Below are 26,159 nucleotides of genomic sequence, written 5' to 3'. Positions count from 1 at the left end.
TTGCAAGCGGCTAAGCAACTTTGAGGATCGCGCCTATCCGAATTCTGCGCGTAGAGCCCCGGCGATACCCGCCGAACAGACCTCCAAAAGGATTTGGCCCTTTTCAGCCGATGCCTCTTTGGGAGAGGATAGCGTGCCGCTGGGTGGTGTCCATTCCGGCTTGACTGGATAAACGTCATAGGGCGGGAACTTTGCGGGCTCAACATCAATGGCGGCGCTTAAGGTGACCAGATCGGGATAAAGCGCCAGCATCAGCGATGTTTCCAGCACGCCCCCATGCTCCAGATCCCACCCTGGAAAATTGTCATCGTAAAGCCGGGTGATTGTGTCCTTGTCGACGAAATCCCAATACGACAGCACGACGATCTTTACATCGTCGACCCCCCCCCAGCGCAATTCACGCAAGGCAAGATCAATGGCTTCGATGATAAACCAGGAATTTTCGAAATGCCCGTTCACAAGGCAAATCTTGCGCACGCCATGGCGCGCGAATTCCTTAATGACATCGCGTAGCGCCGCCACAAGTGTCGCCCCGTCAAGGCTGGTCGTTCCCGGCAGATGGTTGCCGCCGCCGGATTTTTGATGTGACTTATAACCGTATGTGAACGGGGGCGCCACAAGGCCGCCGGTCTCTAGTGCGGCGCGCCGCGCGAACTCAGTTGGCAGCAGTACGTCCACGTGAAGCGGCATGTGGTGGCCATGCTGTTCCATTGAGCCAATGGGAATCAGAATCGGCGTTTTGCCGTCGCGAACAGCGGCATCGTAAACCGGCCAGGTTAATTCTGCTGCAAAGGGTGAGGTCGGGCGCATTTTGCCTCCGTAATGCAATGGATATTTATCAATTTTAGTTTGCCAAAGCCCCATAAGGAAAATAGATTATTCAGATGTATGGATTGGAAACGTAAATACATGACGAGCATCACCAACTTTCAAACCGATCTGTTGCGCACATTTGTGTCGGTTGTCGAACTTGGAGGCCACACCAAGGCGGGAATTGCGCTGGGGCGCAGCCAGCCCGCGATCTCATTGCAGATCAGCCGCCTTGAGGAATTGGTTGGGGCCAGCCTGCTTACAAAGGAAGGTCGGACGATTCTTCCAACGCAAGAAGGTGAAAAGTTGCTGACCTTTGCGCGCGAAATCGTGCGGATCAATGATGAAGCGGCACATTATTTTCGCAGGGGCGACTTGTCAGGGGTTCTGCGCATCGGACTTCCAACCGATTATGCGATGGCGTTTTTGCAAGACACATTGGCGATGTTTGTGCGTAACCATCCGGATGTGGATTTAGAAGTTCACTGTGGCCTTAGCCGTGGCCTACATCGGCAAATGCGAGCGGATGAGTTGGATATAATTGTCGCAACGATGCCAACAACCCAAATGCCATATCTATCACGATCCTGGGTGGAACGTCCGATTTGGGCGGCGGCAGAGACATTCAAATTCGATGCGGACAAGCCGGTTCCTTTGGCCGCACATCCAGAGGGCTGTGACTATCGCGCTAGAATGATCCAATCACTTGATTCAATTGGGCGGCGTTGGCGTATCGTCTATACGGGGTCAGGGGTGTCGGGCCTGCAGACGGCTGTTTTGAACGGGCTCTGCGTTAGCGCGTTGACGCGACCTACGTTATTGAAAGGCATGCGGATCGTCGGCGAGGATGAGGGAATGCCGCCGCTTGAAAACCTTAGGGTAGGCCTGTTTTACAAGCACCCAAGACTTTCGGCTGCTGGGATCAATTTGGTGAGTGATCTGGTTGGAAGACTGGATTCCTTTGGGGCAAGTGATGCTGTCCAATCCGCATAATGCACTCGCGTATTGCATTTGTATCGTAAATTTATAAATTTAATATTCCGATTTTGCAAATGATAGTGCCTAGCCTACGCTCAAAGCTAATTCGTCGAAAAACTGCACCAAAAGGGAGTTTACAATGACAAAATCAAACATTCTTCAGTCGGGCCTTACACGGCGAGCCCTCCTCGCAACAGGTGCGGCCACATTGGCAACGCCGATGTTCAGCAGACGGGCTTTTGCTGCGCCAACCGAGCTGACGATGTTGGCTTGGTATGGTCACGCAGAGCCTGATATCGTTGCCGAGTTTGAAGCTGAGAACAACGTCAAGTTTGTACCGAAATACTATACTGGCGGTGACAACATGTTGGGGCTGATTTCGCAATCTCCCGTGGGCACCTTTGATGTGATTCTGTCGGATGCCGAATATGTTCAGGCGCTGCAACAGGCGGGCTATGTCGAAGAGCTTACCGCAAGCGACTATGAAATTGACGATTACTACCCCGAATTCCAGAACTTCCCCGGCAACTGGAGCGACGGCAAGCTGTTCTCGCTCGTTACCCGGTTCGGCTTTCTTGGCGTCGCGTACAATACTGATGCGCTGACAGAGGCGGAAGCGTCGACATACAACGTGTTCTGGGATGAAAAGCTGAAGGGCAAAGTCGGGCATTTTGACTGGCATTTACCGAACCTCGGCCAGATCAGCCAGTTGAATGGCAACGCGAATCCCTATGATATCGACGCGGCCGCATGGCAGGCCGTCAAGGACAAAACCATGTCACTGCGTCCGCAGATCGGCGGTTTCTTCGATTACGGTGGCACCTTCTCGTCGCTAAACGATGGTCAGATGCTGGCCTTCGCGGGGATCGGCGACTGGATTACAGGCGTGCTGGAAAAGAACGGCGCCAAGGTGCGTTCGGCGATTCCAGAAGAAGGCGGTCTGCAGTGGTCTGAATGCTTCTCGATCGGCAAAGGCTCGGCCAAGGCCGAACTGGCAAAGAAGTGGATTCAGTATATCACCTCGGCCAAAGGTCAGGCTAAATCTGCCCAGATGGCGGCCTATCCTGCGCTTATCCCAAACCAAAAGGGCTGGGACGTGCTGAACGTCGAAAATCCTGCCGAAGCCAAGCGTCAGGGCATGACCAAGGACGCAGGCAACGTGATCGAAATGATCCGGGCGGGTCGGATCAAGAACCGGCAATGGCCTGTGCAGCAAAGCCTTGAAGAGTGGAACGACTTCTGGTCGGAATACAAAGGCTCGTGATTTTAAGAGGGTCGGCGGCAATGCCCGCCGACCCTTATTTCAAAAAGACTTCAACTCGGAAAATGCTCGGAGAGTGTCCAAAAATGCGAAAGCGTATCTCATTATATAGTCTGACTTTTTCGCTGCCGCTTTTCATCTGGCAGGTCGTCTTCTTTGTGTTCCCGCTGGCGTTTCTCGTTGCTCTAAGCTTTTGGACCGTCAAGAATTTTCGGATGCAGCCGGACTTCGACACAATCAATTGGGTCACGATGTATGGCCGGTCGATCTTTTGGCAATCTTACGGCCTGACATTCGCGATGGCCGCTGCGGCGTCGGTGATCACCAGCATTCTGGCTTTTCCCTGCTCCTTTGCCATAGCGTTCAAGCTGGGTCCAAAGGCCCGACAGCTTGCGATTTTCATGATGGTTATCCCGTTTTTCACGAGTTATCTCGTCAGGGTCTATTCTTGGCAAATTTTCCTATCCGACAACGGTATTATAAACGGCTTTTTGGCGCTGGTCGGCTTGGAAAAGATCGCGATGCTGAACACCGTCTTTGCCACGATGATTGGCTATCTGACACTGTGCTTTCCGCTCGTCGTGCTGTTGCAACTCTTTAGCCTGATGTTTATTGACCGGACCCTGATCGAAGCGGCCCATAACCTGCGCTGTGGTCGGTTGCGCACAGTGTTTGAGGTTGTCATCCCGTCGGCACGGGTGGGTTTGGTCATCGCAGCACTGTTCTGTTTCATCCTCAGCTTTGGTGATTTTGTCAGCCCGATCTATCTGGGCGGAGGCGATCCAACGACGCTTTCAATCCTTATCACAGATACCACGAAATCGGGTCAACAATGGCCGCGGGCGGCTGTCATTGCCCTTACGATGATTGGAACGCTGCTCGCTGTTGCTTTTGCAGCCATACGCTTTGCCTATAAGGGGCGCGAACAATGAATGACTTCAACCGCAGCAGGTTCATCGAGATTGGACTACGGTTTTATGTTGTCCTCAGCTTTGCCTTTGTCTTTGCGCCGATCGCGGCCAGCTTTATCTTTTCGTTCAACTCAGACCGTTTCCCCTCCATTCCGCTCGGCGCTTTTTCAACCGAATGGTACCGCGCGGTGGCGAATGACCCGCTTGTCTGGGATGGATTGGGGAATACGCTTTTCGTCGGGATTATTGTTTCCGTCGTGTCCACAGCGTTGGGATTTGGTGCAGCCTATACCGATTTTCGTTATAGGTTTTTCGGCAAGCCCGTTTATATGGCACTCGCTTTGTTACCGCCGACCATTCCGGTTGTTATCCTTGGTTTGGCGATGCTGGCCTATCTGTCCCGCATTAATCTGTCAGGCCAAAGCGTGTCTGTGATCATCGCGCATATCGTGATCTGCTCTCCCTTTGCGATGGCCATCAGCCGACTGCGCCTGTCGCAAATGGATCCAGATCTTGAGGCCGCCGCGTGGAATCTTGGGGCATCAGAATGGGCCGCGATGCGCTATGTCATTGTGCCTTTTTGCCTCCCCGCGATCTTTGGGGCGTTGTTCATCACAATGGCGGTTTCCTTCGATGAATTCGCCATCGCGTGGTTTGTATCCGGGCTGAATGAAACGTTGCCCGTAAAAGTTTTGGGCTTTTTGCAGGGACAGGTCAGCCCCCGCATCAACGTCATCGGCACGTTCGTATTCGTCACATCAATGACCCTCGTTATTATCGCGCAGATTTTGCTGACTCGGCAGACACGCGAAACCCCTGCCAAAGACTAGGAGCTATTTTAAATGCAAAGTGAACCATTGGTCACGTTCAACGGGGTTATCAAAAAGTTTGGTGCCTTTGTCGCTGTTCAGAAGCTGGATCTGGAAATCCACAAGGGTGAGTTCCTTGCGATTATGGGGTCAAGCGGTTGCGGCAAGACCACGACTCTGCGGATGCTTGCTGGCCTTGACGCGCCGACTGAAGGTGAGATTAGGCTGAGCGGCAAGCCGATCAACGATCTACCAACATGGCAGCGTGACACGCCGATGGTATGGCAAAGCCTTGCGCTTTTTCCTTTTCTGAACGTCATCGAGAACGTCGAATTCGCGCTTAAAATGCGCGGTGTCGGTGCCAAAGAACGCCGCACACGCGCGGAAAATTGGCTTGAGCGGATGCAAATTTCCGAATTTGCCACCCGCAATATTGCACAGCTTTCTGGCGGTCAGCGGCAGCGCGTCGCTCTTGCGCGGTCTTTGGTGGTAGAGCCTGAAATCCTCTTGCTTGACGAACCTCTGTCGGCACTCGATGCCCATTTGAAGGTGCGTATGCAATCGGTGCTTCAAGGCCTGCAACGCGAACTCGGTATCACGTTTGTCTACGTCACGCACAGCCAGTCCGAGGCGTTTTCGATGGCGGACCGCGTCGTCATCATGAGCAAAGGTATTGTAGAGCAAGTCGGAACGGCACAGGAAATTTATCGGGCCCCAAAAACGCGGTTTGTTGCCGAGTTCCTTGGTTCGTCTAACATCTTTTCTGGCAAATCTGATGGCAATGGAATGCTAGCAACACCCGTTGGTAAATTTCGCTTACCGCAGGATGGGACAAGCCCGCAAAAAGGGCGCAGCACAACAATGGTTGTTTTGGACACGCGGTCACATTTGAGCGTCGAAGAACCTGGGTCAGAGTTTGATTTTGTGCATGCAAAGATTATCGGCGAAGAATTTACAGGTGCTACTGCGACGATTTATCTTGAAGCAGAAGATGGTTCTGAATTGCGTGTACAAAAGGACCACGACACACTCGCCGCGCTTCCTATTGATGTGGGGCAACCACTTTACGTGTCATGGCGACCGAACGAAACGCATTTGGTTTCCGATGCTTAAAATCACACATTGGCTTGCCAGCGTTGTACTGCCGTCAGCAACAGAGATGGTCGCAGATCACGGCGGCGGAGAAGGGCTAGGTGGAAATGACCGAATGAAGATAGCTCAACTGCATTCATTATGTATAGGCAATGTTGCATACGGTCGGCTGAACTCGCCCCTAGTTTCATTTCAGAGTGGGTATAAATGATGCTTTTCTGCTCGCTTCCGACTTCGGTAACGAGGACGCCTGGTAGACGGTCAGTGCAGTGCGGGCCTTCAGGTACGACGAGCTGTTTGCTGGCCCGGAGAACCCGCGATCACAGCGGGTGCTGTGCGTTGCTGATCCGGTTCGGTCATCTCACCGTGGCGCACATCGGATGCGGCGGCATTGATCGGCCCATCGCTGTCAACCACCAGCCAACTGGCCTTGCGGGCTTCTGGATTGCTCCGCGCGACATCCAGAACGGGCTGAATACTCACGCTCAGACATACCTTTCACGGCACTGTATAATCAAATTAAAGCATTGAAATTGCTTGGTATTGAGTTGATCACACTCTGCAATGGAGCGAATCTGACTGTGCCAGATTGATCCAACTCAGCCACGGAGCCACAGCCATGACTTCTCGCCGCGCCAGAGTACAGAATGACAAAGCTTAGAACGCATTTATCGCAGCGAAAGCCGACATCGATGCCATGCTGGCGCGACTGACCAATCTCAGCAACGGCCACTTCGGGACGAACTCCGACGAGATCAACTGGGGCAATGTCGGCACCATGACCCATTACGCCAGCTTGTTTCGCCAGATCACTGAAAGCGCTTTCAAAGAAGGCGAGCACGCTGAGATAGGCGAACGCACTCCGGACCAGCCCCGCAATGGCGGGGTTTGGCTCGGTATGAGTGCGCGAATTATCCGAGTCTAGATCCATGGACCCCACCATGACAAAACTGTCTGAGACTCAGATCATCATCCTCAGCGCTGGGGCCCAGCGCCCTGACAACATCGCCCTGCCGCTGCCCAAAGGGCTGCATGGCGTGGCGGCGAAGATGGCCGTCGGCAGGATGATCGCACACGGTTGGCTCCTAGAGGTCAACGCCAACCTGCGGCAGGGTGAACCGCTTTGGCGCGAAACCGGTGATGGTCACGGCACCACGCTTGTGGTGACCGACGCGTGTCTGCTGGCCATCGGAATCGAGCTGGTGGTGGTCAAGACGGTGGCGGCCATCCGCAATCCTACTGCCGAGACGCCAGAAGCGAAGCAACCGACCCGGCGCGCTGGGACCAAGCAGGCGATGCTGATCGCGTTGCTTCAAGCCCCAGAAGGCGCCACGATGGAGGCGATCATCGCTGCAACCGGCTGGCAGGCACACAGCGCGAGGGGTGCGATGTCGGGTGCCTTGGGCAAGAAACTGGGGTTGGTCGTGACCTCGGCGAAGGAACACGGCAGGGGCAGGGTTTACCGGATCATCCGCGAGATTGCATGATTTACGGTCCCGTCAGTCGAGCAGTCGGTAATGAACCTCGGTCGGTTTGCAGTCAGCCCCGTTGATCGGGATCATATCTTGAGGGCAGGTTGACATAACCACGATGCAGTCGATCGCAGCGCGCAGCGTCACATAGTCTCCCGGCTTGCTAAGCGGCTCGCCCCATATGATTTTTCCGTCAGGCTCTACGGGAATATTCATCCACAGGTTCAGCGGTGCCGGGCAGCCCTGCGCGCGCAGATCGAGCTGCGCCAACGCGGCATGCAGATTATCAGTACAATTATCGTGATACTCTCGGCACCCCAACATGGCGTAGCGGTACACATCGCACGCTGCGATGACTGTGTCATGACGCCCGGGTGAAGTGTCCTCTTCCAGAATTAGAATAGGTCGCCGCCGATTTGTGGTTAGGGCATCACCTTTCGCGGGAAAAATGCCCTGAAGCGTCGCGTGCAGATGCTCCATCGACATGAATTCGGACAGGTCGTCGGCATTGAAACACCAGGTGTCCACGACCTGCTTGCCATGGGTATTTATGATTTGAATGGCTTTTCCTTTGGTAACTCGGACTGCCCGCCCGCGCCGTGCAGGGACCACCTGGAGGTCTATCATCATGTCCTTCATCCTCTGCCATCGGTGTTGTCATTGAATTGATCGACAAACAGTCACATTCGATATCGGGAGGGTCAAGATACAACCAGCACTCTCATCGTTTACTGAGCGAAGGTTTGGAGCCGTTTTGTCAACAACCCGTGGCAACGGCGCGCATTCATATCGCCAGCCTTTTCGCCTTCAAGTCGGCGAAGGTTTCGCCCGTCTCGGTCAACACGGTATTGGCGCCGGTGAACTGCTGCCAGTGGTAATCGCCCCGGCTGAGAACGAGGCGGTCCTTGGCCCAGACGATTTGGGACCGCACGGCGGAGCCCGCAGCAACAAGGTTGTCGGCGACGGTCATGGCATGCAGCGCGCCGTGCCAGACAGCCTTGCCAGCTGAAATTTCGTAGCCGATTTAAGGCCTTCTCGCGAAGCATAATTTTCAGGTGATGCTGCTGGCTTGGGTGGATTCCAAAGTGGCTTCCTGGATTCCCGAGGTGGATTTTGGGGTTTTTGTCAAGAATCCACCCCGAGGGGCAGATTGTGTCTCGCAACAAACTGTTATTAAACAATTTTATTGCGAGCACTTTTCGAAGTGGATTCCACCTGGATTTCCCCGTGAAGAATCCCGTCGCTAGCGAAATGCCGCGCTGCGCCCCCCCGTATACGTTAGGGGCCGGGGAAGAACCATGCCGAGGGGGGCGTCGTGACTGGAACTCGGATCTAGCGTCTCTCATTCCAGTCATTTGTGTGCAGCGTAGATCAAACTGGTTCATTTATTGAAAGCATTTTTATCCACCGTTGGAGCTCCCGTCCGCTTTTCGAAATATTCGAAAATACAAGCCAAAACTATTTAGTACTATTGGCGGAAATAGTGGTTTCCTCGGCGAGCCAAGGGGCAATGGCATGGAGCGCAGGTAAGTATTTACTGGAAAAAATATCTCGACACGCGTCCGACAGCCGCAGTTTGAGGGGTTTAAGTTCTTCGCTTCGCGTTACCAAATAGACTCGGCGTGAGAATCCGGGCCCTGGCAAAGGAAGAACCTGTATGAATGGCATGTGATTAATGCACTTGCGTAAGCAAGTCGGGGTAAGAATAGACCAACCTAAGTCGGCCGCTACGAAATTGACAATAGAATCGATCGTGTCACAGGAGGATCCTTGCGGTACAATCAGTCTCATTCGGCGAAAATGCTGTTCTATTCGTTGGGCGATACTTGTGGATGCTGTCGAGCGTATCATTGGAATGGTCGAAGTAAAGTGGCGGAAAGTTTCTTCGTCAACGAATGGAATGGTTCCTCGCGGTGCTAAAACGACAAACTTCTCGAACAGAATTTCGTGACGGTCGAACCCGTCTAGATCATCGAGCGGGTCTGGTGAAATTATGGCGTCCAGCTCACGCTTGACAAATTTCGTCCGCAAGGGCTCAACATGGCCGGCCATTACAGACACAGTGTCCACGAGGTGCCGGGTTGATTTAATCAATTCTGGCACCAAAGGGTCTGCCAAAGAATCCACCACCCCTAAGCGCAAATGGGACTGTATCCTGACCCCCAAATTGCCAAATTCTGAACGGAACAATGCTGCCTGAGCAATGAATTGCCCAGCTAATTTTGCAAGTTGGCGCCCTGCGGAAGTGGGAACCAGTGGACGGCTTTGGCGCTCGAATAGCTTGACGCCCAAATCGGCCTCAATTCGCGCAATGTGCCGAGATACTGCTGACTGAGTCTGTCTGAATTCTTGAGCTGCTACGGTCATGCTGCCTGAGTTGTAGACCGACAGATAGATCTGCAACGAATAGATATCTGTTGCAGGGCGCCTAGCATCTAGAGGTTGTTGAGGAAGAGGAATTTGCGGCCTCCCTTCATGAATCTAAGGAATGATGATCAGGAATATTTCACATGGAAAGGAAAATGTCTAGAATGTAAATTCGCAAGTACGACATCTAAATTTGCAATCAAGTTTGTGTTTTATATAGTAAATTTTGTGATTATCGGCGCACTCAATGCTCGGGAGCTGATCTTTCGCGATAGTCTAACTAAATGAGTATTTATCATTTTCTGTTGTGCGAATCTGCGGCGTTGTTACTGTCGGCGCTGATCAAACATGGGAGGAAATCAACATGATCACCCGCAGAGTTTTAGTAACAATGTCGCTTGGTATTGCCGCAACCTTTGCTATGCTGCTACCCGCGAGCGCCGAAACTACCTATGAGAAGATCCAACGGACAAAAACGATGGTGGTAGGTACAGAGGCAGCCTATCCGCCCTTCGAATTCGTCAAGGATGGCAAAATCGTAGGATTTGGCCGCGATCTCTTGGACGAGATCGCAAATGCGTGGGGGGTTCAAATCGAGCAACTCGATCTTCCGTTCCAGGGAATTTTGCCTGGCCTTATCGCGGGGAAGTTCGACTTCGTTGCAACTTCAGTCGGCATCAATGCTGAGCGTGCTGCTCGCTATGCCTATACTCTGCCGATCGCCGATAGCACCGCTTATGCCATCAAGCGCGCGGGAAATACGGACATAGCCACAATCGAGGATCTGCGGGGCAAGGTTGTTGCGACGCAGTTGGCTTCGGCCGTGGACCCGGTTGCGAAAAGCCTTGACGGGCGGCTAAAAGCGGACGGCGAGGGATTTGGGGATCTCAAGTTGTTTCCAACGTTCAATGATTCCTTCCTTGCCGTGGCAAATGGCACTGCAGATGTCGCAATGGCAGGTCTGCCGGTTTTGCAAGCCTTGATGGCCGAACGGCCCGGCGTTTTTGAACTTATTGGGAAAGCCGCAGAGACACAGAGCTTGAACGCTTGGGTTGTGCGGTCAGAAGATCAGGATCTGCGTGATGCGATCAATGCTGTCATTCTTGACTTAAAGAAGAGTGGGCGTTTCGCAGAGATCCAAGAGAAATGGCTCGGGATGATCATCGAATTACCTGAGCAGGGATACTTGCCCGAAGGCGCGCTCTAATTTCAATAGCGGCGCTGATCATGCATCAGCGTCGTTAGCCTGAAGTCGTAGAATATCTGGAGACAGCCAATGGATTTCGATTTTTGGGGTATGATCGGGGCGTTTCCCAGTCTATCTCGTGCGGCCTTCACCAACCTGACAATCGCAATCGTTGCAATGTCGTTGGCAATGCTCGGGGGAACAACCCTGACGATCCTGCGCAGTTTTGGTATTTCTATAGTAAATGGCGCAATATCTACCTTGATCAGCTTTGTCAGGGGAACGCCAATCCTCGTACAAATCTTTCTATTCTACTATGGGCTGCCGGCGATCGGACTGGACTTGACACCAATTCAGGCAGGGGTCCTGGCAATTGCCGTCAACAGTTCAGTCTTCATTACTGAGATCATGCGGGGAGGGCTGTCGGGAATGGATACTGGACCGGTTGAAGCGGCAATTGCGCTTGGCGTACGGCCACGGGCAATCTGGGGTCGAGTCATCCTACCGCAGCTCTACATCCGCATCCTTCCACCACTGGTCAACGAGTTAACCACCGTCGTTAAAGGCACTGCACTTCTATCAGTGATTACCGTGATCGAAGTGCTCCGCACCGCGCAACAGATCGCAAACACCACATTTCGCCCCCTCGAACCGCTATTGGCAGCGGCCGTAATTCTTTTTGCGCTTAACCTGGCGATAAGCCAAGCCGGAAAACACCTTGAAACGCGCTTTGCAGCACGGAGGGGCTAGCTATGACACTCGATTTTTCCATCATTGTGGATAATTGGCAGTTATTTGCCAAGGGTGCTGTTTTAACGCTTGTCATCGCATTTATTTCAATTGGCATTGGTTTTCTGTTGTCGATCCCTGTGGCGCTCATGGCGCTGTCGCATCGTTGGTGGCTGCGTTGGGTTTCGGGAGCGTATGTTGAGTGGTTTCGCAACGTCCCTTTCATTGTGGTCGTTTACATCTTTTTCTACGGCTTGCCTTTTGCCGGCGTCCGGCTTCCAGAGGCAGTCGTAGGTACCCTGGCGCTTGCGATCTACGCCAGCACATATTTCTCCGAGGTGATCCGAGGTGCTGTTCTGGCTGTGCCAAAAGGTCAAATGGAAGCTGCGAGGGCCGTTGGCATGTCCTATTTCATGGGGATGCGGGAGATTGTGGCGCCCCAAACTTTGCGCCTTCTACTGCCTCCATCGACCAATACCTCGATCTCGATGATCAAGGAAACTTCGATTCTCAGCACTATAACCGTGGCAGAAATCACCTATCAGGGACTTGTTGTCCAAGGCGCGACCTTCGCACCGTTCGAAGTTTTCATGACGACGGCAGTGCTTTATTGGCTGATAACGTCGATCTTTGCCCGGTTTATGCATGGGATCGAGCGGCGTGCGGGTATCGCACAAGGTGGCAATCAAAACCGCCACAGCCTTGCCGACAAATATCTCCAGATCGGAACTAAGAGGGTTCAGGAATGAAATCGTTGCTCAAAGTTACCAATCTGTCCAAATCCTTTGGTGCTGTTCCGGCCCTGCGTGACATCAGTCTAGAGGTCATGGCGGGCGAAGTGATCTGCATTATAGGCCCGTCTGGCTGCGGCAAGAGTACACTTTTGCGTTGCATAAATCATTTGACCTTTCCCGACGGCGGCTTCGTCGAATTGGGGGATGTTTATATCGGGCGTGAACCGATGGCAGGGGGCAAGGTCCGCATGCAGTCACATAGCCAGATCGATAAACTGCGCCCGCGCATGGGCTTTGTTTTCCAGCAATTCAACCTTTGGCCGCATCTCAGCGTGCTGGAGAATATCACGCGGGGGCCCATCAAGGTACAACGGCGGCCCCGACCTGAAGTCGAGGCTGATGCGATGGTACTCCTCACCCGTTTTGGTTTGGCCGATAAAGCGACTGCATTTCCCGCCGCGCTGTCAGGTGGTCAAAAACAACGCGTAGCGATCGCGCGTGCATTGGCACTTGAACCTCAGCTTATGTTGTTTGATGAGCCGACTTCGGCGCTAGATCCAGAAATTGTCAAAGAAGTCCTGCTTTTCATGCGTGAGTTAGCGGAGAGCGGAGTGACAATGGTGATTGTTACGCATGAAATAGCTTTCGCCCGCCATGTCGCGGACCGCGTGATATTTCTTGATGGCGGGTATGTTGCCGAAGAAGGCCCAGCCGAAGAGCTTCTCACCAACCCCAAGAATCCCCGTCTGCGCGAGTTTCTCTCGCAGATTGATAGCCCAGTTATGGGCTGTTCCGCCTAACCCACCCAAAAGCTCCAAAGCGAAAGAGAACCACCATGACACGCAAACTTACCTCGCCTCCGAAACATGGCCATACGAGCATGCTCTACTCTACCGTTCATACCGATCTCGACACGCTTGAAGCGGATATCGCCTTTCTTGGAATTCCTTATGGCTCGGCCTACACGATTGATGAGATAGCCAATGACCAGAGCCGAGCTCCAACAGCCGTTCGGCAAGCGACTGATCGCGCGGTGCGATTGCTTGATCGGTACGATTTTGACATCGGCGGAACGCTCTATGATGGCCGAAATATCCGCGCTGTCGATTGTGGGGATGTCGTGGGCGACCCAAAGGACATGACAGCGCATTTGCGCAACGCTGAAGAGGCGGTTCGCAAAATTCTTGCTGCAGGGGCGCTGCCTCTGATCATCGGGGGCGATCACGGGATTCCGATTCCGGTGCTGCGAGCCTACGATGACCAAGGTCCCATTACGCTGATCCAGATCGATGCTCATCTCGATTGGCGCGATCATATCAACGGGGTCCATGATGGGCTTTCAAGCCCAATCCGCCGTGCGTCCGAGATGGATCATGTAAATGAAATCTATCAGATCGGCCTCCGCGCCCAAGGTACCGCTCGCCCAGAGGAATACGATGCCGCAGTGGCCTACGGTGCAAATATTATTCCCGCCTATGAGTTGCACGAGGTCGGCATGAAGGCAGTTCTGGATCGGATCCCGGACGGTGGACGCTATTACATCACGATTGATGCCGATGGGATTGACCCTTCCGTCATGCCAGGCGTCGCGGGTCCTGCATTTGGTGGTGTAACCTATATGCAAGCGCGCGAGCTTCTGCACGGCCTGGTACGCAAGGGGCGTGTCGTTGGTATGGATATTGTCGAAATTACGCCGTCAAAGGATGTAAATCAACTTACCGCAATCGCCGCGGGACGGTTTTTTGTTAACTTAATCGGAGCGGCGGTGCGAGCTGGTTATTTTGATGCGACTCAAAACGTGACAGCGCCTGTTATCGCAAAATAAGGGGCAAATCCTATGCCACAAAGTCCACCTCACATTCAAACACATACGCGCAACGAAGAGGATGCCCTTGGTATCCTCGCAGTGCCGCAAGATGTGCTCTACGGTGGGCAGACGGCCCGTGCTCTTGATAATTTCAATATCTCGGGCATCCCAATTGGACATTTTCCGGAACTCGTTCGTGCTTTGGGAATGGTTAAGTTGGCCTGCGCCCGCGCCAATCACGCCACCGGCTTTCTCTCGGAGAAAAAGCTAATTGCTATCGAAGCGGCTTGCGTTGACCTCATAACTGGCAAGCTTGACGCTGAATTCGTCGTCGATGTGTTCCAGGGCGGCGCGGGGACGTCAACCAACATGAATGCAAATGAGGTAATTGCCAATCGGGGGTTGGAGAGTATGGGTTATGCGCGAGGTGAATATGGACAGCTCCATCCAAACGACGATGTTAATCGTTCTCAATCAACGAATGATGTTTATCCTACGGCAGTGCGGCTTTCGGCATTAATTAGCAGAGCTGCGCTGCAAGACAGTTTACGCGGCTTGATAGCAGCCTTAGAGGAGCGGTCTGGCGCATTTTCGCATGTGGTCAAGGTTGGGCGCACCCAGCTTCAGGATGCAGTGCCGATGACGCTGGGGCAGGAATTTGGCGCATTTGCCGCCACTCTTCGGGAAGATATGAGCCGACTAGACGAGTCGGCAGCATTATTTCGGGAGATTAACCTTGGCGGCACAGCTGTTGGCACGCGAATTAACGCATCTCAGGAATACATCCAGCACGCGGTAAAAGAGCTCGCGCAGATTTCTGGAGAGCCCTTCGTATCGTCTGTTAATTTGTTTGAAGCCAGCTGGGATACAGGTGGCTTCGTTACATTCTCGGGAACCCTACGGCGGATTGCTGTGAAGCTTTCCAAGATATGCAACGATCTTCGACTGTTAGCGAGCGGTCCGCGCAGTGGCATTGGTGAAATTGCTTTGCCTGCTGTTCAACCTGGTTCTTCCATTATGCCGGGCAAAGTAAACCCAGTCATACCTGAAGCTGTGAACCAAGTTTGTTTTCAAGTTATAGGCAATGATCTTGTTGTCACATTTGCAGCGGAGCATGGACAGCTGCAACTTAATGCTTTCGAGCCAGTGATCATTTACAATATCCTAACCTCAATGAGGCTGTTGACCCATGCGATGAAAATTTTGGCTCAGAAGTGCGTGTCTGGTATTGTTGCTGACGACGCGCGCTGTGAGGCTGGGGCTCATTCAACTATTGCTTTGGCTACGGCTCTTGTTCCGGTCGTCGGCTATGCAGAGGCTTCCCGCATAGCCAAAGAGGCGCTTACTAGCGGCAGCTCTGTGGCAGAAGTTGCCGTTCGGCATGGGCTTGATCCTACAAAAATTGCGGACATCCTCAATCCCCTACGGATGGCTTTGCAAGATGCGCTGCCAATTGTTCCACTTGGGGAGATAAACGCGTGATGGTCGAACCTATTGTCAACATACACGAACTCAATAAATGGTACGGCGCATTCCAAGTTCTTACTGATATTGACCTCGCAGTACAAAAAGGCGAACGCATCGTGATCTGTGGACCTTCCGGATCGGGAAAGTCCACTCTAATCCGCTGCTTAAACGGACTCGAGAAACATCAGAGTGGTCAAATTGTCGTCGATAAGATCGAGTTGGATGGTGGCGAGCGTTCGGCGGATGCCGTGCGGCGTCACGTTGGGATGGTATTTCAGCACTTCAACCTATTTCCACACTTAAACATTCTGCAAAATTGTCAGCTCGCACCAATGTCGGTACTCAACTGTTGATTTTCGTCTTAGATTGGCCCACTTTTCCATTTGGCGCTGACCCGTTTGGAATTTGTTAATCTCATGAAAAGTCGGCGGTAATATTGAAACCAGTGGGTCACGGCGTTGCGGAAAACTGGGTCAAATTCCCGCGAAATTCAACACAACCAAATCCTAAAGTGGCGGATTGAAAGCGGACGAAAGTCGCAAGGCTTTGTGCAGATGCTCGCGAGACGAAAGACTTAGTTTCAGTTACAAAAGAGCTTAAGCTTCAAAGTCTGTTGGAGCCCAACGACTTTGGACTGCCGTCACTCAAAAGAGCCATGCAGATCGCTAACCTTGGGTGAAAAGCTGATATCCTGGGGATGTCACCGCTTGTACCGTCGTTATCGGTTCGCTGCCAATCCATGTGGTGCGCTCAATTACTAAGAGGGCGTCTCCCAACTCAGTGTCCAACTGCGCCGCGACATCATGAGATGCCTTAGTCGCGTAAAAACTCATATCACAGCGGCTAAACGGTTTATTCCTCACAAGCCACTCGTTTGCACTTTTTTGCGCAAGATCGACGTTCATGATTTCCGGCACCGTTGTCGTGCACACCCATCTATCTTCCAAAATGTAAGGCCGATTGTCTGCGAGATGAAGCGCCTCGATATGCAGTAAACTGATTGGAACTTTCATCCCAAAGCGCGCCAAAACAGATTTTGGAGCGATCTCCATTTCACGTCGGATTAATTGATAGTCATATTTGCAGCCGCGCTCTTCAACTTCACGACGCGTAATCGGAATATCGACGGTGGCACGTGTAACTGGATCTGCGCGGACGGTGGTGCCTCCCTTGCGCCTACGCTCAACGATGCCGCTTTGCGATAAATCCTGCATTGCGCGTTGCACGGTGCTGCGCGCACAGCCAAAGTCCTCCGCAATCTCGTCGTCTTTGGGCAGCTTATCGCCGGGCGCATAGGTGCGATCAAAAATGCGCGCCTGTATCCGATCTCGAACGTCAGTCCATGAAAGGCGAAGGTCTCGGTTCAAATTGAAGTTTCCAGTTGTTGCATCGTGGTTTTGTAGTTCCTGACTATCGCCTCGCGCGCAAAATGACGACCCTCTTTCACGCAGTGTCGTCCTGCGCTCCAAACATCCGTGATGCAGGCCTGCCCCCAGCCGCCAAAGACCATGCTATCGAGCAGCGCGTCGCCGCTACGATTGCAGAGCCATTGGTTGTCATCATCCAACCCAATGAGATCGGCCCATTTGCCAATTGCTATCTCACCGGAATTGCGCCCGCCCGCTTGTGCACCACCTGCGTTGGCAGCGTCCAGCAAAACACGCCCTGTCGACTTCGCACTTGTTGCCAGCGCAGCCCGCGATTTGTCACGGAGCCGTTGTGAATACTCTAGCGTTTTCAGCTCTTCAAACAATGAAATATGCACGTCAGAGTCGGATCCAAAACCAATGACACCGCCATGGCCCAGATAGTCAGTGCCTCTGAATATCCCGTCGCCCAAATTGGATTCCGTAATCGGGCATAGCCCCGCCACGGCACCAGATTTTGCAAGGTCGTGGGCTTCTTGGTCGTTGAGCTGTGTTGCGTGGATCAGGCACCAACGCGCATCAACGTCGTGGTTTGCAAGCAACCATTCCGTAGGTCGAGCGCTCCAATGGGCTTGGACTTCTTCGACTTCCGCGACTTGCTCGGCTAGGTGCATATGAATGGGGCCACTGGTCGCGGCATCAACAACAGTCTTTAACCCGCGAGGATCGACCGCCCGCAAAGAATGAGGCGCTGTGCCAATATTGAAGTCTGCTGCCGCTGTTTTGACGGATTTGGTTGCCCCGTCGTGCAAGCGCAGGAACTGCTCGGGGTTATTGCCAAAGCGGCGCTGCCCACCTGCAAGAGGACGCAGGTCACAACCACCGTATTGATATAGAACCGGCAAAAGTGTCAGGCCAATGCCGACATTGGTCGCGGCCGCCACAATCCGGTCTGACATCTCCGCGAGATTACCGTAAGCTACGCCGCCAACGTCGTGGTGGAGGTAGTGAAACTCAGCCACCGCTCCATATCCCGCTTCGACCATCTCCATAAACGCAAGTGATGCAATCGCCTCGACGTGGTCAGGTGTGAGCTGGTCAAGAAATCGATACATCAACCGCCGCCAACTCCAAAAGCTATCATGCGGATCGTACCCTCGCGCTTCGGTCAATCCCGCCATGGCGCGTTGAAATGTATGGCTGTGCAGGTTCAATGGGGCGGGCAACAACACCGCGACCTTATCGGTTGCTGATTGGGTCTGATTCCCGATTTGCGCGATTCGCCCGTCATCAGAGATGTTGACTTGGACGTCTGACATCCACTTACCACCAATAAGCGCTTGTTTTGCATGAATTATTTTCAATTCAACAACTCCATTGACTTTATTATGTATGTACATATTAATATTAAGTAGGTTAAAATGCAAGAGGAGGCATCATGACCGCATCGCAGATCATAACCGGTGTCACAGCTGCCACGATGGTATCGTCACCTGATGGATACGGTCTGATCGCTGATGCCGCGATTGTCATTGAGCGCGGTTTGATTGCGTGGGTCGGACCTAGCATCGACTTGCCTGCCGCATACCAAGACCTTCCGACGCAGGACTATGACGGTCGCCTCGTCACCCCTGCATTGATTGACTGCCACACCCACATCGTGCACGGCGGCAATCGCGCAAATGAATTCGAGATGCGCCTGAATGGTAAGAGCTACGAGGAAATCGCACGGGCTGGTGGTGGTATTGTTTCAACTGTGACGGCTACCCGCGCCGCGGGCGAGGCCCAACTTCTTGCGGATGCTTTGCCCCGCGTTGACGCTCTCATCGCGCAAGGCGCCGCTTGTATTGAGGTCAAGTCAGGCTACGGCTTGAACCTTGAGGCCGAATTGAAAATGCTGCGGGTTGCTCGGGCAATTGAAACCCAACGCCCCATCCGTGTGAAGACCAGCTTCCTTGCCGCTCATGCCGTGCCTGCGGGCACCGATGCCGACACCTATATCGATAGGGTGTGCATTCCCGCGCTGCATGCTGCCCATGCCGAAGGGCTGGTGGATGCGGTGGACGGCTTCTGCGAGGGGATAGCATTTAATACGGCCCAAATAGCCCGTGTGTTTGATGAGGCCAAGGCGCTAGGCTTGCCCGTTAAACTGCATGCCGAGCAGTTGAGCCATATTGGCGGCACAGCTTTGGCTGCGAAATATGGGGCGATTTCTGCCGATCACGTTGAATATGCCACCGCCGATGATGCAAAAGCGCTTGCCCAATCAGGCACTATCGCTGTGATCCTACCGGGCGCTTTCTACACCATCCACGAAACTCAAGCCCCGCCCGTGCAAGCCTTCCGCGATCAAGGCGTGCCGATGGCCGTCGCCACAGATTGGAACCCGGGGTCTTCCCCATTGGGGTCCATTCTGCTCGCGATGAACATGGCTTGCACCTTGTTCCGGATGACGCCCGCCGAGGCGTTGGCGGGTACTACACGCAACGCGGCCAAGGCCTTAGGCCTCGCCGATTGTGGTGAAATCCGGGTAGGTCTGCGTGCCGACTTGGCGATTTGGGATGTCGGAACGCCTGCCGAGCTTTCTTACGGGATCGGGATCACGCCGCTTCATGCCCGCATCTTTGGAGGCGCAAAATGAGCCACGTTGAGATCACCCAAGGTAATAACCCGCTCGTCCTGGGCCTGCCGCATACGGGCACGGATATTCCTGTCGATTGTTTGGCCCGATTGAACGAAACAGGGCGCGCGATGGCAGATACGGATTGGCATATTGATGGGCTTTATGCGGGGCTGGTTACGGGTGTTTCGACGGTGCGCACGCGGGTCCATCGCTATGTGATTGATGCCAATCGTGATCCTTCAGGTCTGAGCCTGTATCCGGGGCAGAATACCACGACGCTTTGCCCGCTGACCGATTTTGACGGGTTGCCGATTTACCTTGAGGGACAAGAGCCTGATGAGCGCGAAATCGTCCGTCGCCGCGATACTTACCATGCGCCCTACCATGCCGCGATTAAGGCGGAACTGGCGCGGGTGAAAGCGATCCATGGCTTCGCGATTTTGTATGATTGCCATTCGATCCGTGGCCAAATCCCGTTCCTTTTTGATGGGGTTCTGCCTGATTTTAACATCGGCACGAATGAAGGGACGACCTGTGCGCCTGCGCTTGAGAGCGCTGTCCGCGAGATTTGTTTGGGGGCCGAAGGGTATACGTCCATCCTTAACGGGCGCTTTAAGGGCGGCTGGACGACGCGCCATTATGGGCGGCCCGATGAGGGGCTACACGCGATCCAAATGGAGCTCGCACAGTCGACTTATATGATCGAAAGCCCGCCCTGGGACTATGTGCCCCACAAGGCCGATGCACTTCGCAAACATCTGAAATCAATCCTAGAAACCCTATCCAACTGGAGGCCATCATGAGCGATCCGCGCAAAAATGCCCGCGACATCTACCCACCGACGGGACCCAAATTAAACGCGAAAAGCTGGATGACAGAAGCACCGCTGCGGATGCTGATGAACAACCTGCACCCCGACGTGGCCGAGAACCCGCATGAATTGGTGGTTTATGGTGGCATTGGCCGTGCTGCGCGGACATGGGAGGATTTCGATGTGATCGTCTCCAGCCTCAAGGACCTTGAGGAAGATGAGACGCTGGTGGTGCAATCGGGCAAGCCGATTGCGATTGTGAAGACCCATAAAGATGCGCCGCGCGTGTTGATCGCGAACTCCAACCTCGTGCCGCATTGGGCGACATGGGACCACTTTAACGAACTCGATAAAAAGGGTCTGGCGATGTACGGCCAGATGACTGCGGGTTCGTGGATTTACATCGGCTCCCAAGGCATTGTGCAGGGGACTTATGAGACATTCGTCGAGGCAGGTCGTCAGCATTACGACGGCAGCCTCAAGGGTAAATGGATCCTGACGGGTGGCCTTGGCGGGATGGGCGGCGCGCAGCCTTTGGCGGCTGTGATGGCCGGTGCTTGCTGCCTCGCGGTTGAGTGTAATCCTGACAGTATCGATTTCCGTCTGCGCACCCGTTACGTGGATGAAAAGACCGATAGCCTTGATGAAGCTTTGGCGTTGATCGAGAAGTGGACGGCGGCGGGCGAAGCGAAATCGGTGGCTTTGCTTGGTAACGCTGCCGACATTTTCCCCGAGCTTTATAAGCGCGGCGTGCGTCCAGACATCGTGACCGACCAGACGTCTGCGCATGACCCTGTCAACGGCTATCTGCCGCAGGGCTGGACCATGGGCCAGTGGAAGGAAAAGCGCGAGAGCGATCCAAAGGCCGTCGAAAAAGCTGCCCGTGCAAGTATGCGTACGCAAGTTGCCGCGATGGTGGATTTCCATAACGCTGGCGTGCCGACGGTGGATTACGGCAATAACATTCGTCAGATAGCGCTGGAAGAAGGGCTGGAAGATGCCTTCGCCTTCCCCGGTTTTGTGCCTGCTTATATCCGTCCGCTGTTCTGCCGCGGCATTGGCCCGTTCCGTTGGGTGGCCCTGTCGGGTGATCCGGAGGATATCTACAAAACCGACCAGAAGATGAAGGAATTGTTCCCTGATAACAAACACTTGCATAACTGGCTAGATATGGCGCGAGACCGCATTGCGTTTCAAGGATTGCCTGCACGTATCGCGTGGATCGGGCTTGGGGATCGTCACCGTGCGGGTCTTGCGTTCAACGAAATGGTCGCAAATGGCGAGTTGAAAGCCCCAATTGTCATCGGTCGTGACCACCTCGATTCAGGGTCCGTTGCCTCGCCAAACCGCGAGACAGAAGCGATGAAAGACGGCTCTGATGCTGTCAGCGATTGGCCGCTTTTGAATGCCTTGGTCAACACGGCGTCGGGTGCGACTTGGGTCTCGATCCACCACGGCGGCGGCGTGGGCATGGGCTTTAGCCAGCACTCTGGCGTTGTGATCTGTGCGGACGGAACGCCAGAGGCTGCCAAGCGGATTGAGCGCGTGCTTTGGAATGACCCAGCCAGCGGTGTCTGGCGTCATGCCGACGCGGGCTACGAAGAAGCACTCGACTGTGCGCGGGCGAACAAACTGCGCCTGCCCCGTATTTTGGGCAACTAAACAAACAACTGGTGAAGGCCGCGCAAGATGGCCCCACCTGACCACCACTCACATCATTCAACAAGGAGAAGACAAATGGACAGACGTAAGTTTCTAACAGTAGGCACCGTCGGCGCCGCAGCAACGACCCTTGCAGCCCCAGCGGTTGCACAAGACGTGCGCGAGTGGAAACTCGTTTCTGCATGGCCAAAGAACCTGCCTGGACCAGGTGTGGCGGCCCAAACGCTTGCAGATCGCATCACCACGCTTTCGGGTGGCCGGATCAAAGTGACGCTTTATGCGGCTGGTGAAATCGTTCCGGGTAACGGCGTGTTTGACGCGGTATCCGAGGGTACAGCCGAGCTTTACCACGCGGTTCCTGCCTATTGGGGTTCCAAGTCTAAGGGTATTTTGCTGTTTGGTTCGCAACCTTTTGGCCTGCGTGCAGACGAGCAAGCAGGCTGGATGATCCACGGCGGTGGTCAAGAGCTGTACGACGAAATGTATGGTCGTTTTGGCATCAAGCCATTCCTTTGCGGCAACTCTGGCCCGCAGTGGGCAGGTTGGTTCAAAAAGGAAATCAACTCGGTCGAAGACCTCAAGGGTTTGAAATTCCGCACCACAGGCCTCGCGTCCGAGATGGCGACAAAGCTCGGTATGGCGGCCGAAGCCATGAGCGGCCCTGCGATGTTCCAAGCCCTACAAACTGGCGCATTGGATGCGGGCGAGTTTATCGGTCCTTGGACTGACTCCGCGCTCGGGTATTACCAAGTGGCGCCTTACTACTACTGGCCCGGCGTTGGTGAGCCTTCATCCGCAGAAGAGTGCGGCGTGAACGCAGAAGTGTTCGCGGCTTTGCCTGACGATCTCAAGGAAGTTGTGAGCCAAGCCTGTGCGGGCCTCTACAACCCAGTTTGGACGGAATACACCACCAAACACGCACAGTCTCTCAAGGCTTTGGTCGAAGAGCACGGCGTGCAAGTGCGCAAACTGCCAGACGACGTGATCGCGGCCATGGGCGTTGCAGCAGAAGAAATCATCGCTGAACTTCTGGCTGACGAAGACGAGTTGGTGCAACGCATCACGGCAAGCTTTATTGCCTACCGCGATCTGGTCGGCGGCTATATGACCTACGCCGACAACGGCCAGATGAACGCACGTGCAGGCATCTTCGGCTACTAAAAGCAAATGCGGTGCGCGGATTATCTGCGCACCGCTTCGACATGAACCTTGGGAGGGGACGATGCTTCGAATTGCTGATTTAATAGACAGCCTCAACATCAATATAGCCCACATTATCAAATGGTTAGCGTTGATTATGGTGTTGGTGCAATTCTCGATTGTGATTGGGCGCTATGTGTTCGGGGTGAACTCCATCGCAGCCCAAGAAAGCGTACTTTATATGCACGCGACCCTCTTTATGCTTGCCGCTGGGTTTACGTTGCTCGTCGATAAACACGTTCGCGTTGATGTGTTTTACGCCAAGGCGACGCCAAAGCGGCAACGCCAAATCGATATTTTCGGACACATCTTCTTGCTCATACCGTCGATGACCGCCCTGCTTTATTGGTCGTGGCCGTCGGTTCGCAACTCCTGGAAAATTCTTGAAGGCCCGATTTCCGTGGGCGGGATAGAGGCAGTGTTTCTGTTGAAATCCCTCATTCCTGCTTTCTGCGTTTTGGTGCTCTTGCAGTCAGTTTCCCTTCTCATTCGCCTGCTTTATGGAAAGGCCACATCATGACCGAATATCTTGATATCCTCATGTTTGGAGCCTTGATGGTCGCTATTCTCTCAGGCTTCCCTGTCTCGTTCAGTATTGCGGGTGTGGCGGTTGCCTTTGCCTACTTGGGCTGGATGAACGGGGTAATGGATGTAAGCCTTTTAGGAGCGTTGGGCCAGCGCGCTTACGGTCTGATCGGCAACCAAGTTCTCATCGCAATCCCAGTGTTTGTTTTGATGGGAGCGATCCTTGAGAAAAGCCGCATCGCCGAAGTACTGCTCGATACTATGGGCCGATCCTTTGGTCAGTTGCGCGGCGGTTTGGGCATTTCAGTGGTGCTCGTCGGCGCGCTGCTCGCGGCCTCTACAGGTATCGTGGGTGCGACCGTTGTCGCCATGGGCCTGATCGCCCTGCCGACAATGTTGAAGGCTGGATATAAACCAAGCCTCGCCGCTGGGATCGTCTGCACGGCGGGTACATTGGGGCAGATTATTCCGCCTTCGACCTTGCTGATTATCTTGGCTGATGTGATGTCAAACTCCTACCAACAAGCGCAATACGAGCAGGGAAAGTTCTCTGTAGAGGCTCTTTCAGTCGGTCAGTTTTTCGCGGCTGCGATCATCCCGGGTCTGATGCTTGTGGTGCTTTATTTGCTGTATATCCTGATCCGTGGCTACCTACGCCCGCAGGACATGCCTGCTGCTGATTTGGGCCTAGAAAAGCCGACGCGCGCGGAAGTGCTGGGGGCGATTTTACCACCTGTTTTGCTGATTTTTTCTGTCCTCGGCGCGATCTTGGGAGGTATTGCGACGCCGACCGAAGCCGCGAGTGTGGGTGCTATTGGTGCGCTTTTGATGGCGGGTCGCAAGATTGGGATTAACCCGAAGATGATCCTTTTGGGTGCCGGGGCGCTTGTCCTCTTGGGCGTCTTGTCTGGCGTCTTTCCTGTGCGTCTGCAACGGGCAGATGCCAGTGTTCTGCATTGGGCGATTGGCGCGGCTTATGCCGTGATGTCCTTAATCGGCGCATATGCCGTGTTTCTTGCCTTGCGTGCGGGTATCCGCGGAAAGATCGTTCAAGAGGCGCTGGATTCCACTCTCACCATGACCGCGATGATCTTTGCGACCATCCTTGCTGCGGGCTTCTTCTCGCTGGTGTTCATAGGTCTGGGCGGCGAAGAGCGGGTGGCGCATTTGCTAGAAAATTTGCCCGGTGGGCCAAACGGCGCGCTACTTTTTGTGATGATCTTCGTCTTTGTGTTGGGGTTCTTTTTAGACTTCGTGGAAATCTCGGTCATTGTGCTGCCACTGGTCGCGCCGTCATTGATACTGATGGGCCACGACCCAATCTGGCTCGGCATTCTGCTGGCGATTAATTTGCAAACCAGCTTCCTCACTCCGCCGTTTGGCTTCTCGCTATTCTACCTGCGTGCGGCCGCGCCAAAGGAGGTCACGACAGGACAAATTTACCAAGGCGTCATTCCTTTCATTGGCCTGCAAGCCATTGGAGTTCTGCTCGTTTGGAGTCTGCCATTTCTTGCAACTTGGCTTCCGAGCGTCATCTTTTAAGTCATGACCTGCGACTTAAGTTGACAGTTCATCCGGAGGTCACCAAGTTTGTCGAATTGGTGACCTTCGCAGGACAGTATGAAATCCTCGCCGTGAGCATTGTTGAACCGAAAGATTTGGTCGTATGAAGGGGACATACGTTCGGTGTTGGTCTCAACCCGCAAGCGGCACATGAGGGCGTTGAATTGAATTCGCTCGTGTGCGTTTTAAACGGCAGCCCACCGCCCCACGTTTTTTGCTGGATATGCGCATTCTGCCTAAAACAGACATTGATACAGCCGGAGCCAAGGACTGCTTCGTCCGCATTGCCGCCGCTCAATCTTGGATTTTACGTTGATTTCGTGTGCAGCTGCAGCGAAAGTCGGTTGTGAGCCCAAACGAGCGTTCAGATCAACGCATCTATCACTATTGGATTGAGCTGTTCTGGTTTGGTCATTATCGCCATGTGACCTCCCTTATTGATTCGTTCAAATTTCCATCCGGAAAAGTTCTCTTGCATCAAAGCGACGATTTCATCGATGGATTTAACTGTATCAGCAGCGGATAGGACGGTCGTGCCCTTTGGCAAGTCTCTTTCCCATTCTGACAAAGACGTTTGTTCATTCATAACCGCATCCCATTCGTAAAAATTTGGCTTCAACGCATGAGAGAACTTAGGCTCAGGACCCATAAAATGCCTTGCTGCTGATTTGCGGTTATGATTCACGGACCCCAATGATTTGGGGGTATGATGAGTAATCTTTACTGGCTAACTGACGAACAGATGTTGCGACTGCGGCCCTACTTTCCAAGGAGCCGAGGTAAGC

At 53.7% G+C, this 26,159-nt stretch carries 26 protein-coding genes and 2 pseudogenes; 19 read left to right on the top strand and 9 right to left on the bottom strand.

Annotated elements, in window-relative coordinates; genetic code table 11:
- Nucleotides 1–33: 33 nt before the first annotated feature.
- Complete coding sequence (locus G560_RS0114815; RefSeq protein WP_022705083.1) at nucleotides 34–864, bottom strand: creatininase; 831 nt, start codon at nucleotides 862–864, stop codon at nucleotides 34–36.
- A 45-nt stretch (nucleotides 865–909) separates the two neighbouring features.
- Between G560_RS0114815 and G560_RS0114810 the strand changes: the two genes are divergently transcribed.
- The 5 genes from G560_RS0114810 to G560_RS0114790 all read left to right on the top strand — a co-directional run bounded on the left by G560_RS0114810 (nucleotide 910) and on the right by G560_RS0114790 (nucleotide 5,882).
- A complete protein-coding gene (locus G560_RS0114810) occupies nucleotides 910–1,803 on the top strand; it encodes a LysR substrate-binding domain-containing protein (protein ID WP_028914139.1) in 894 nt (297 codons plus the stop codon).
- Between the two features lie 124 nt (nucleotides 1,804–1,927).
- The gene (locus G560_RS0114805; RefSeq protein ID WP_022705081.1) at nucleotides 1,928–3,052 is read left to right on the top strand and encodes a polyamine ABC transporter substrate-binding protein; all 1,125 of its coding nucleotides are present in this window, start codon (nucleotides 1,928–1,930) and stop codon (nucleotides 3,050–3,052) included.
- Nucleotides 3,053–3,135: 83 nt separating this feature from the next.
- Entirely contained in the window at nucleotides 3,136–3,981 is an 846-nt protein-coding gene (locus G560_RS0114800) for an ABC transporter permease (protein ID WP_022705080.1), read from the top strand.
- Nucleotides 3,978–4,790, top strand: a complete 813-nt coding sequence (locus G560_RS0114795; RefSeq protein WP_022705079.1) for an ABC transporter permease — start codon at nucleotides 3,978–3,980, stop codon at nucleotides 4,788–4,790. The genes G560_RS0114800 and G560_RS0114795 overlap by 4 nt, the downstream gene beginning before the upstream one ends.
- Nucleotides 4,791–4,802: 12 nt before the next feature.
- The gene (locus G560_RS0114790) at nucleotides 4,803–5,882 is read left to right on the top strand and encodes an ABC transporter ATP-binding protein (protein ID WP_022705078.1); all 1,080 of its coding nucleotides are present in this window, start codon (nucleotides 4,803–4,805) and stop codon (nucleotides 5,880–5,882) included.
- A 258-nt stretch (nucleotides 5,883–6,140) separates the two neighbouring features.
- Here the strand turns inward: G560_RS0114790 and G560_RS20040 are convergent, their stop codons facing one another.
- Together G560_RS20040 and G560_RS21075 are read right to left on the bottom strand one after the other, a co-directional pair.
- On the bottom strand, nucleotides 6,141–6,344 hold the full coding sequence (locus G560_RS20040) for a hypothetical protein (RefSeq protein ID WP_022705077.1): 204 nt from the start codon (nucleotides 6,342–6,344) through the stop codon (nucleotides 6,141–6,143).
- A 31-nt stretch (nucleotides 6,345–6,375) separates the two neighbouring features.
- Nucleotides 6,376–6,792, bottom strand: coding sequence for a hypothetical protein (locus G560_RS21075; RefSeq protein WP_155947313.1), 417 nt, complete (start codon nucleotides 6,790–6,792; stop codon nucleotides 6,376–6,378).
- A 10-nt stretch (nucleotides 6,793–6,802) separates the two neighbouring features.
- Here G560_RS21075 and G560_RS0114775 point away from each other — a divergent pair, with 10 nt between their 5' ends.
- Nucleotides 6,803–7,348 (top strand): DUF3489 domain-containing protein, encoded by a 546-nt coding sequence (locus tag G560_RS0114775; protein WP_028914137.1) that lies wholly within the window; start codon nucleotides 6,803–6,805, stop codon nucleotides 7,346–7,348.
- 12 nt (nucleotides 7,349–7,360) lie between these two features.
- On the opposite strand, the gene G560_RS0114770 is transcribed toward G560_RS0114775, so the two are convergent.
- From G560_RS0114770 to G560_RS0114760, 3 genes and pseudogenes are all read right to left on the bottom strand, one after another.
- Nucleotides 7,361–7,972, bottom strand: coding sequence for a DUF1989 domain-containing protein (locus G560_RS0114770; RefSeq protein ID WP_022705076.1), 612 nt, complete (start codon nucleotides 7,970–7,972; stop codon nucleotides 7,361–7,363).
- Nucleotides 7,973–8,117: 145 nt separating this feature from the next.
- Nucleotides 8,118–8,327, bottom strand: a pseudogene (locus G560_RS0114765) (hypothetical protein); the annotation flags it as partial.
- A 464-nt stretch (nucleotides 8,328–8,791) separates the two neighbouring features.
- A complete protein-coding gene (locus G560_RS0114760) occupies nucleotides 8,792–9,736 on the bottom strand; it encodes a LysR family transcriptional regulator (protein ID WP_022705074.1) in 945 nt (314 codons plus the stop codon).
- A 328-nt stretch (nucleotides 9,737–10,064) separates the two neighbouring features.
- On the opposite strand from G560_RS0114760, the gene G560_RS0114755 reads away from it, so the two are divergent.
- The 7 genes and pseudogenes from G560_RS0114755 to G560_RS19405 form a co-directional block, all read left to right on the top strand.
- A complete protein-coding gene (locus G560_RS0114755; RefSeq protein ID WP_028914134.1) occupies nucleotides 10,065–10,907 on the top strand; it encodes a transporter substrate-binding domain-containing protein in 843 nt (280 codons plus the stop codon).
- A gap of 69 nt (nucleotides 10,908–10,976) precedes the next feature.
- Nucleotides 10,977–11,636 carry an amino acid ABC transporter permease gene (locus G560_RS0114750; protein ID WP_022705072.1) on the top strand — a complete coding sequence of 220 codons (660 nt, stop codon included), beginning with the start codon at nucleotides 10,977–10,979 and terminating at the stop codon, nucleotides 11,634–11,636.
- Between the two features lie 2 nt (nucleotides 11,637–11,638).
- Nucleotides 11,639–12,364 carry an amino acid ABC transporter permease gene (locus G560_RS0114745; RefSeq protein WP_022705071.1) on the top strand — a complete coding sequence of 242 codons (726 nt, stop codon included), beginning with the start codon at nucleotides 11,639–11,641 and terminating at the stop codon, nucleotides 12,362–12,364.
- Nucleotides 12,361–13,149, top strand: a complete 789-nt coding sequence (locus G560_RS0114740) for an amino acid ABC transporter ATP-binding protein (protein WP_022705070.1) — start codon at nucleotides 12,361–12,363, stop codon at nucleotides 13,147–13,149. Before G560_RS0114745 ends, G560_RS0114740 begins: the two co-directional genes overlap by 4 nt.
- A gap of 35 nt (nucleotides 13,150–13,184) precedes the next feature.
- The gene (locus G560_RS0114735; protein WP_022705069.1) at nucleotides 13,185–14,174 is read left to right on the top strand and encodes an agmatinase; all 990 of its coding nucleotides are present in this window, start codon (nucleotides 13,185–13,187) and stop codon (nucleotides 14,172–14,174) included.
- Nucleotides 14,175–14,186: 12 nt separating this feature from the next.
- Nucleotides 14,187–15,638: an aspartate ammonia-lyase gene (locus G560_RS19410; protein ID WP_022705068.1), complete on the top strand. Its 1,452-nt coding sequence runs from the start codon at nucleotides 14,187–14,189 to the stop codon at nucleotides 15,636–15,638.
- Nucleotides 15,638–15,964, top strand: a pseudogene (locus tag G560_RS19405) (ATP-binding cassette domain-containing protein); the annotation flags it as partial. The gene G560_RS19410 and the pseudogene G560_RS19405, both read left to right, overlap by 1 nt.
- A 324-nt stretch (nucleotides 15,965–16,288) precedes the next feature.
- Here G560_RS19405 and G560_RS0114720 read toward each other — a convergent pair.
- Nucleotides 16,289–16,990, bottom strand: a complete 702-nt coding sequence (locus tag G560_RS0114720) for a histidine utilization transcriptional repressor HutC (RefSeq protein ID WP_022705066.1) — start codon at nucleotides 16,988–16,990, stop codon at nucleotides 16,289–16,291.
- Nucleotides 16,987–18,354 carry a formimidoylglutamate deiminase gene (locus G560_RS0114715; RefSeq protein ID WP_022705065.1) on the bottom strand — a complete coding sequence of 456 codons (1,368 nt, stop codon included), beginning with the start codon at nucleotides 18,352–18,354 and terminating at the stop codon, nucleotides 16,987–16,989. The genes G560_RS0114720 and G560_RS0114715 overlap by 4 nt, the downstream gene beginning before the upstream one ends.
- 116 nt (nucleotides 18,355–18,470) lie before the next feature.
- Here G560_RS0114715 and hutI point away from each other — a divergent pair, with 116 nt between their 5' ends.
- The 6 genes from hutI to G560_RS0114685 all read left to right on the top strand — a co-directional run bounded on the left by hutI (nucleotide 18,471) and on the right by G560_RS0114685 (nucleotide 25,353).
- Nucleotides 18,471–19,631 carry an imidazolonepropionase gene (gene hutI / locus G560_RS0114710; protein WP_231575878.1) on the top strand — a complete coding sequence of 387 codons (1,161 nt, stop codon included), beginning with the start codon at nucleotides 18,471–18,473 and terminating at the stop codon, nucleotides 19,629–19,631.
- Nucleotides 19,628–20,416: an N-formylglutamate deformylase gene (gene hutG / locus G560_RS0114705; RefSeq protein ID WP_022705063.1), complete on the top strand. Its 789-nt coding sequence runs from the start codon at nucleotides 19,628–19,630 to the stop codon at nucleotides 20,414–20,416. The genes hutI and hutG overlap by 4 nt, the downstream gene beginning before the upstream one ends.
- Nucleotides 20,413–22,086 carry a urocanate hydratase gene (gene hutU, locus G560_RS0114700; protein WP_022705062.1) on the top strand — a complete coding sequence of 558 codons (1,674 nt, stop codon included), beginning with the start codon at nucleotides 20,413–20,415 and terminating at the stop codon, nucleotides 22,084–22,086. The genes hutG and hutU overlap by 4 nt, the downstream gene beginning before the upstream one ends.
- Nucleotides 22,087–22,161: 75 nt before the next feature.
- On the top strand, nucleotides 22,162–23,247 hold the full coding sequence (locus tag G560_RS0114695) for a TRAP transporter substrate-binding protein (protein ID WP_022705061.1): 1,086 nt from the start codon (nucleotides 22,162–22,164) through the stop codon (nucleotides 23,245–23,247).
- Between the two features lie 61 nt (nucleotides 23,248–23,308).
- Complete coding sequence (locus G560_RS0114690; RefSeq protein WP_022705060.1) at nucleotides 23,309–23,806, top strand: TRAP transporter small permease subunit; 498 nt, start codon at nucleotides 23,309–23,311, stop codon at nucleotides 23,804–23,806.
- Entirely contained in the window at nucleotides 23,803–25,353 is a 1,551-nt protein-coding gene (locus G560_RS0114685) for a TRAP transporter large permease (protein ID WP_022705059.1), read from the top strand. The genes G560_RS0114690 and G560_RS0114685 overlap by 4 nt, the downstream gene beginning before the upstream one ends.
- 385 nt (nucleotides 25,354–25,738) lie before the next feature.
- Here G560_RS0114685 and G560_RS0114675 read toward each other — a convergent pair whose 3' ends face one another.
- The gene (locus G560_RS0114675; RefSeq protein ID WP_155947312.1) at nucleotides 25,739–26,059 is read right to left on the bottom strand and encodes an alpha/beta fold hydrolase; all 321 of its coding nucleotides are present in this window, start codon (nucleotides 26,057–26,059) and stop codon (nucleotides 25,739–25,741) included.
- Nucleotides 26,060–26,159: the final 100 nt, after the last annotated feature.

The sequence above is a fragment of the Pseudorhodobacter ferrugineus DSM 5888 genome (assembly GCF_000420745.1).
Classification (GTDB): Bacteria; Pseudomonadota; Alphaproteobacteria; order Rhodobacterales; family Rhodobacteraceae; genus Pseudorhodobacter; species Pseudorhodobacter ferrugineus.
This window is presented reverse-complemented; position numbering and strand designations above follow the sequence as displayed.

Coding starts and splice junctions, on each gene's coding strand:
- G560_RS0114735 (WP_022705069.1), top strand. CDS start 13,185: ATGACACGCAAACTTACCTCGCCTCCGAAACATGGCCATACGAGCATG.
- hutU (WP_022705062.1), top strand. CDS start 20,413: ATGAGCGATCCGCGCAAAAATGCCCGCGACATCTACCCACCGACGGGA.
- G560_RS0114790 (WP_022705078.1), top strand. CDS start 4,803: ATGCAAAGTGAACCATTGGTCACGTTCAACGGGGTTATCAAAAAGTTT.
- G560_RS0114805 (WP_022705081.1), top strand. CDS start 1,928: ATGACAAAATCAAACATTCTTCAGTCGGGCCTTACACGGCGAGCCCTC.
- G560_RS0114795 (WP_022705079.1), top strand. CDS start 3,978: ATGAATGACTTCAACCGCAGCAGGTTCATCGAGATTGGACTACGGTTT.
- G560_RS0114755 (WP_028914134.1), top strand. CDS start 10,065: ATGATCACCCGCAGAGTTTTAGTAACAATGTCGCTTGGTATTGCCGCA.
- G560_RS0114750 (WP_022705072.1), top strand. CDS start 10,977: ATGGATTTCGATTTTTGGGGTATGATCGGGGCGTTTCCCAGTCTATCT.
- G560_RS0114745 (WP_022705071.1), top strand. CDS start 11,639: ATGACACTCGATTTTTCCATCATTGTGGATAATTGGCAGTTATTTGCC.
- G560_RS0114740 (WP_022705070.1), top strand. CDS start 12,361: ATGAAATCGTTGCTCAAAGTTACCAATCTGTCCAAATCCTTTGGTGCT.
- G560_RS0114690 (WP_022705060.1), top strand. CDS start 23,309: ATGCTTCGAATTGCTGATTTAATAGACAGCCTCAACATCAATATAGCC.
- G560_RS0114815 (WP_022705083.1), bottom strand. CDS start 864: ATGGGGCTTTGGCAAACTAAAATTGATAAATATCCATTGCATTACGGA.
- G560_RS0114800 (WP_022705080.1), top strand. CDS start 3,136: ATGCGAAAGCGTATCTCATTATATAGTCTGACTTTTTCGCTGCCGCTT.
- G560_RS0114810 (WP_028914139.1), top strand. CDS start 910: ATGACGAGCATCACCAACTTTCAAACCGATCTGTTGCGCACATTTGTG.
- hutG (WP_022705063.1), top strand. CDS start 19,628: ATGAGCCACGTTGAGATCACCCAAGGTAATAACCCGCTCGTCCTGGGC.
- G560_RS21075 (WP_155947313.1), bottom strand. CDS start 6,792: ATGGATCTAGACTCGGATAATTCGCGCACTCATACCGAGCCAAACCCC.
- G560_RS0114685 (WP_022705059.1), top strand. CDS start 23,803: ATGACCGAATATCTTGATATCCTCATGTTTGGAGCCTTGATGGTCGCT.
- G560_RS0114770 (WP_022705076.1), bottom strand. CDS start 7,972: ATGAAGGACATGATGATAGACCTCCAGGTGGTCCCTGCACGGCGCGGG.
- G560_RS19410 (WP_022705068.1), top strand. CDS start 14,187: ATGCCACAAAGTCCACCTCACATTCAAACACATACGCGCAACGAAGAG.
- G560_RS0114695 (WP_022705061.1), top strand. CDS start 22,162: ATGGACAGACGTAAGTTTCTAACAGTAGGCACCGTCGGCGCCGCAGCA.
- G560_RS0114775 (WP_028914137.1), top strand. CDS start 6,803: ATGACAAAACTGTCTGAGACTCAGATCATCATCCTCAGCGCTGGGGCC.
- hutI (WP_231575878.1), top strand. CDS start 18,471: ATGGTATCGTCACCTGATGGATACGGTCTGATCGCTGATGCCGCGATT.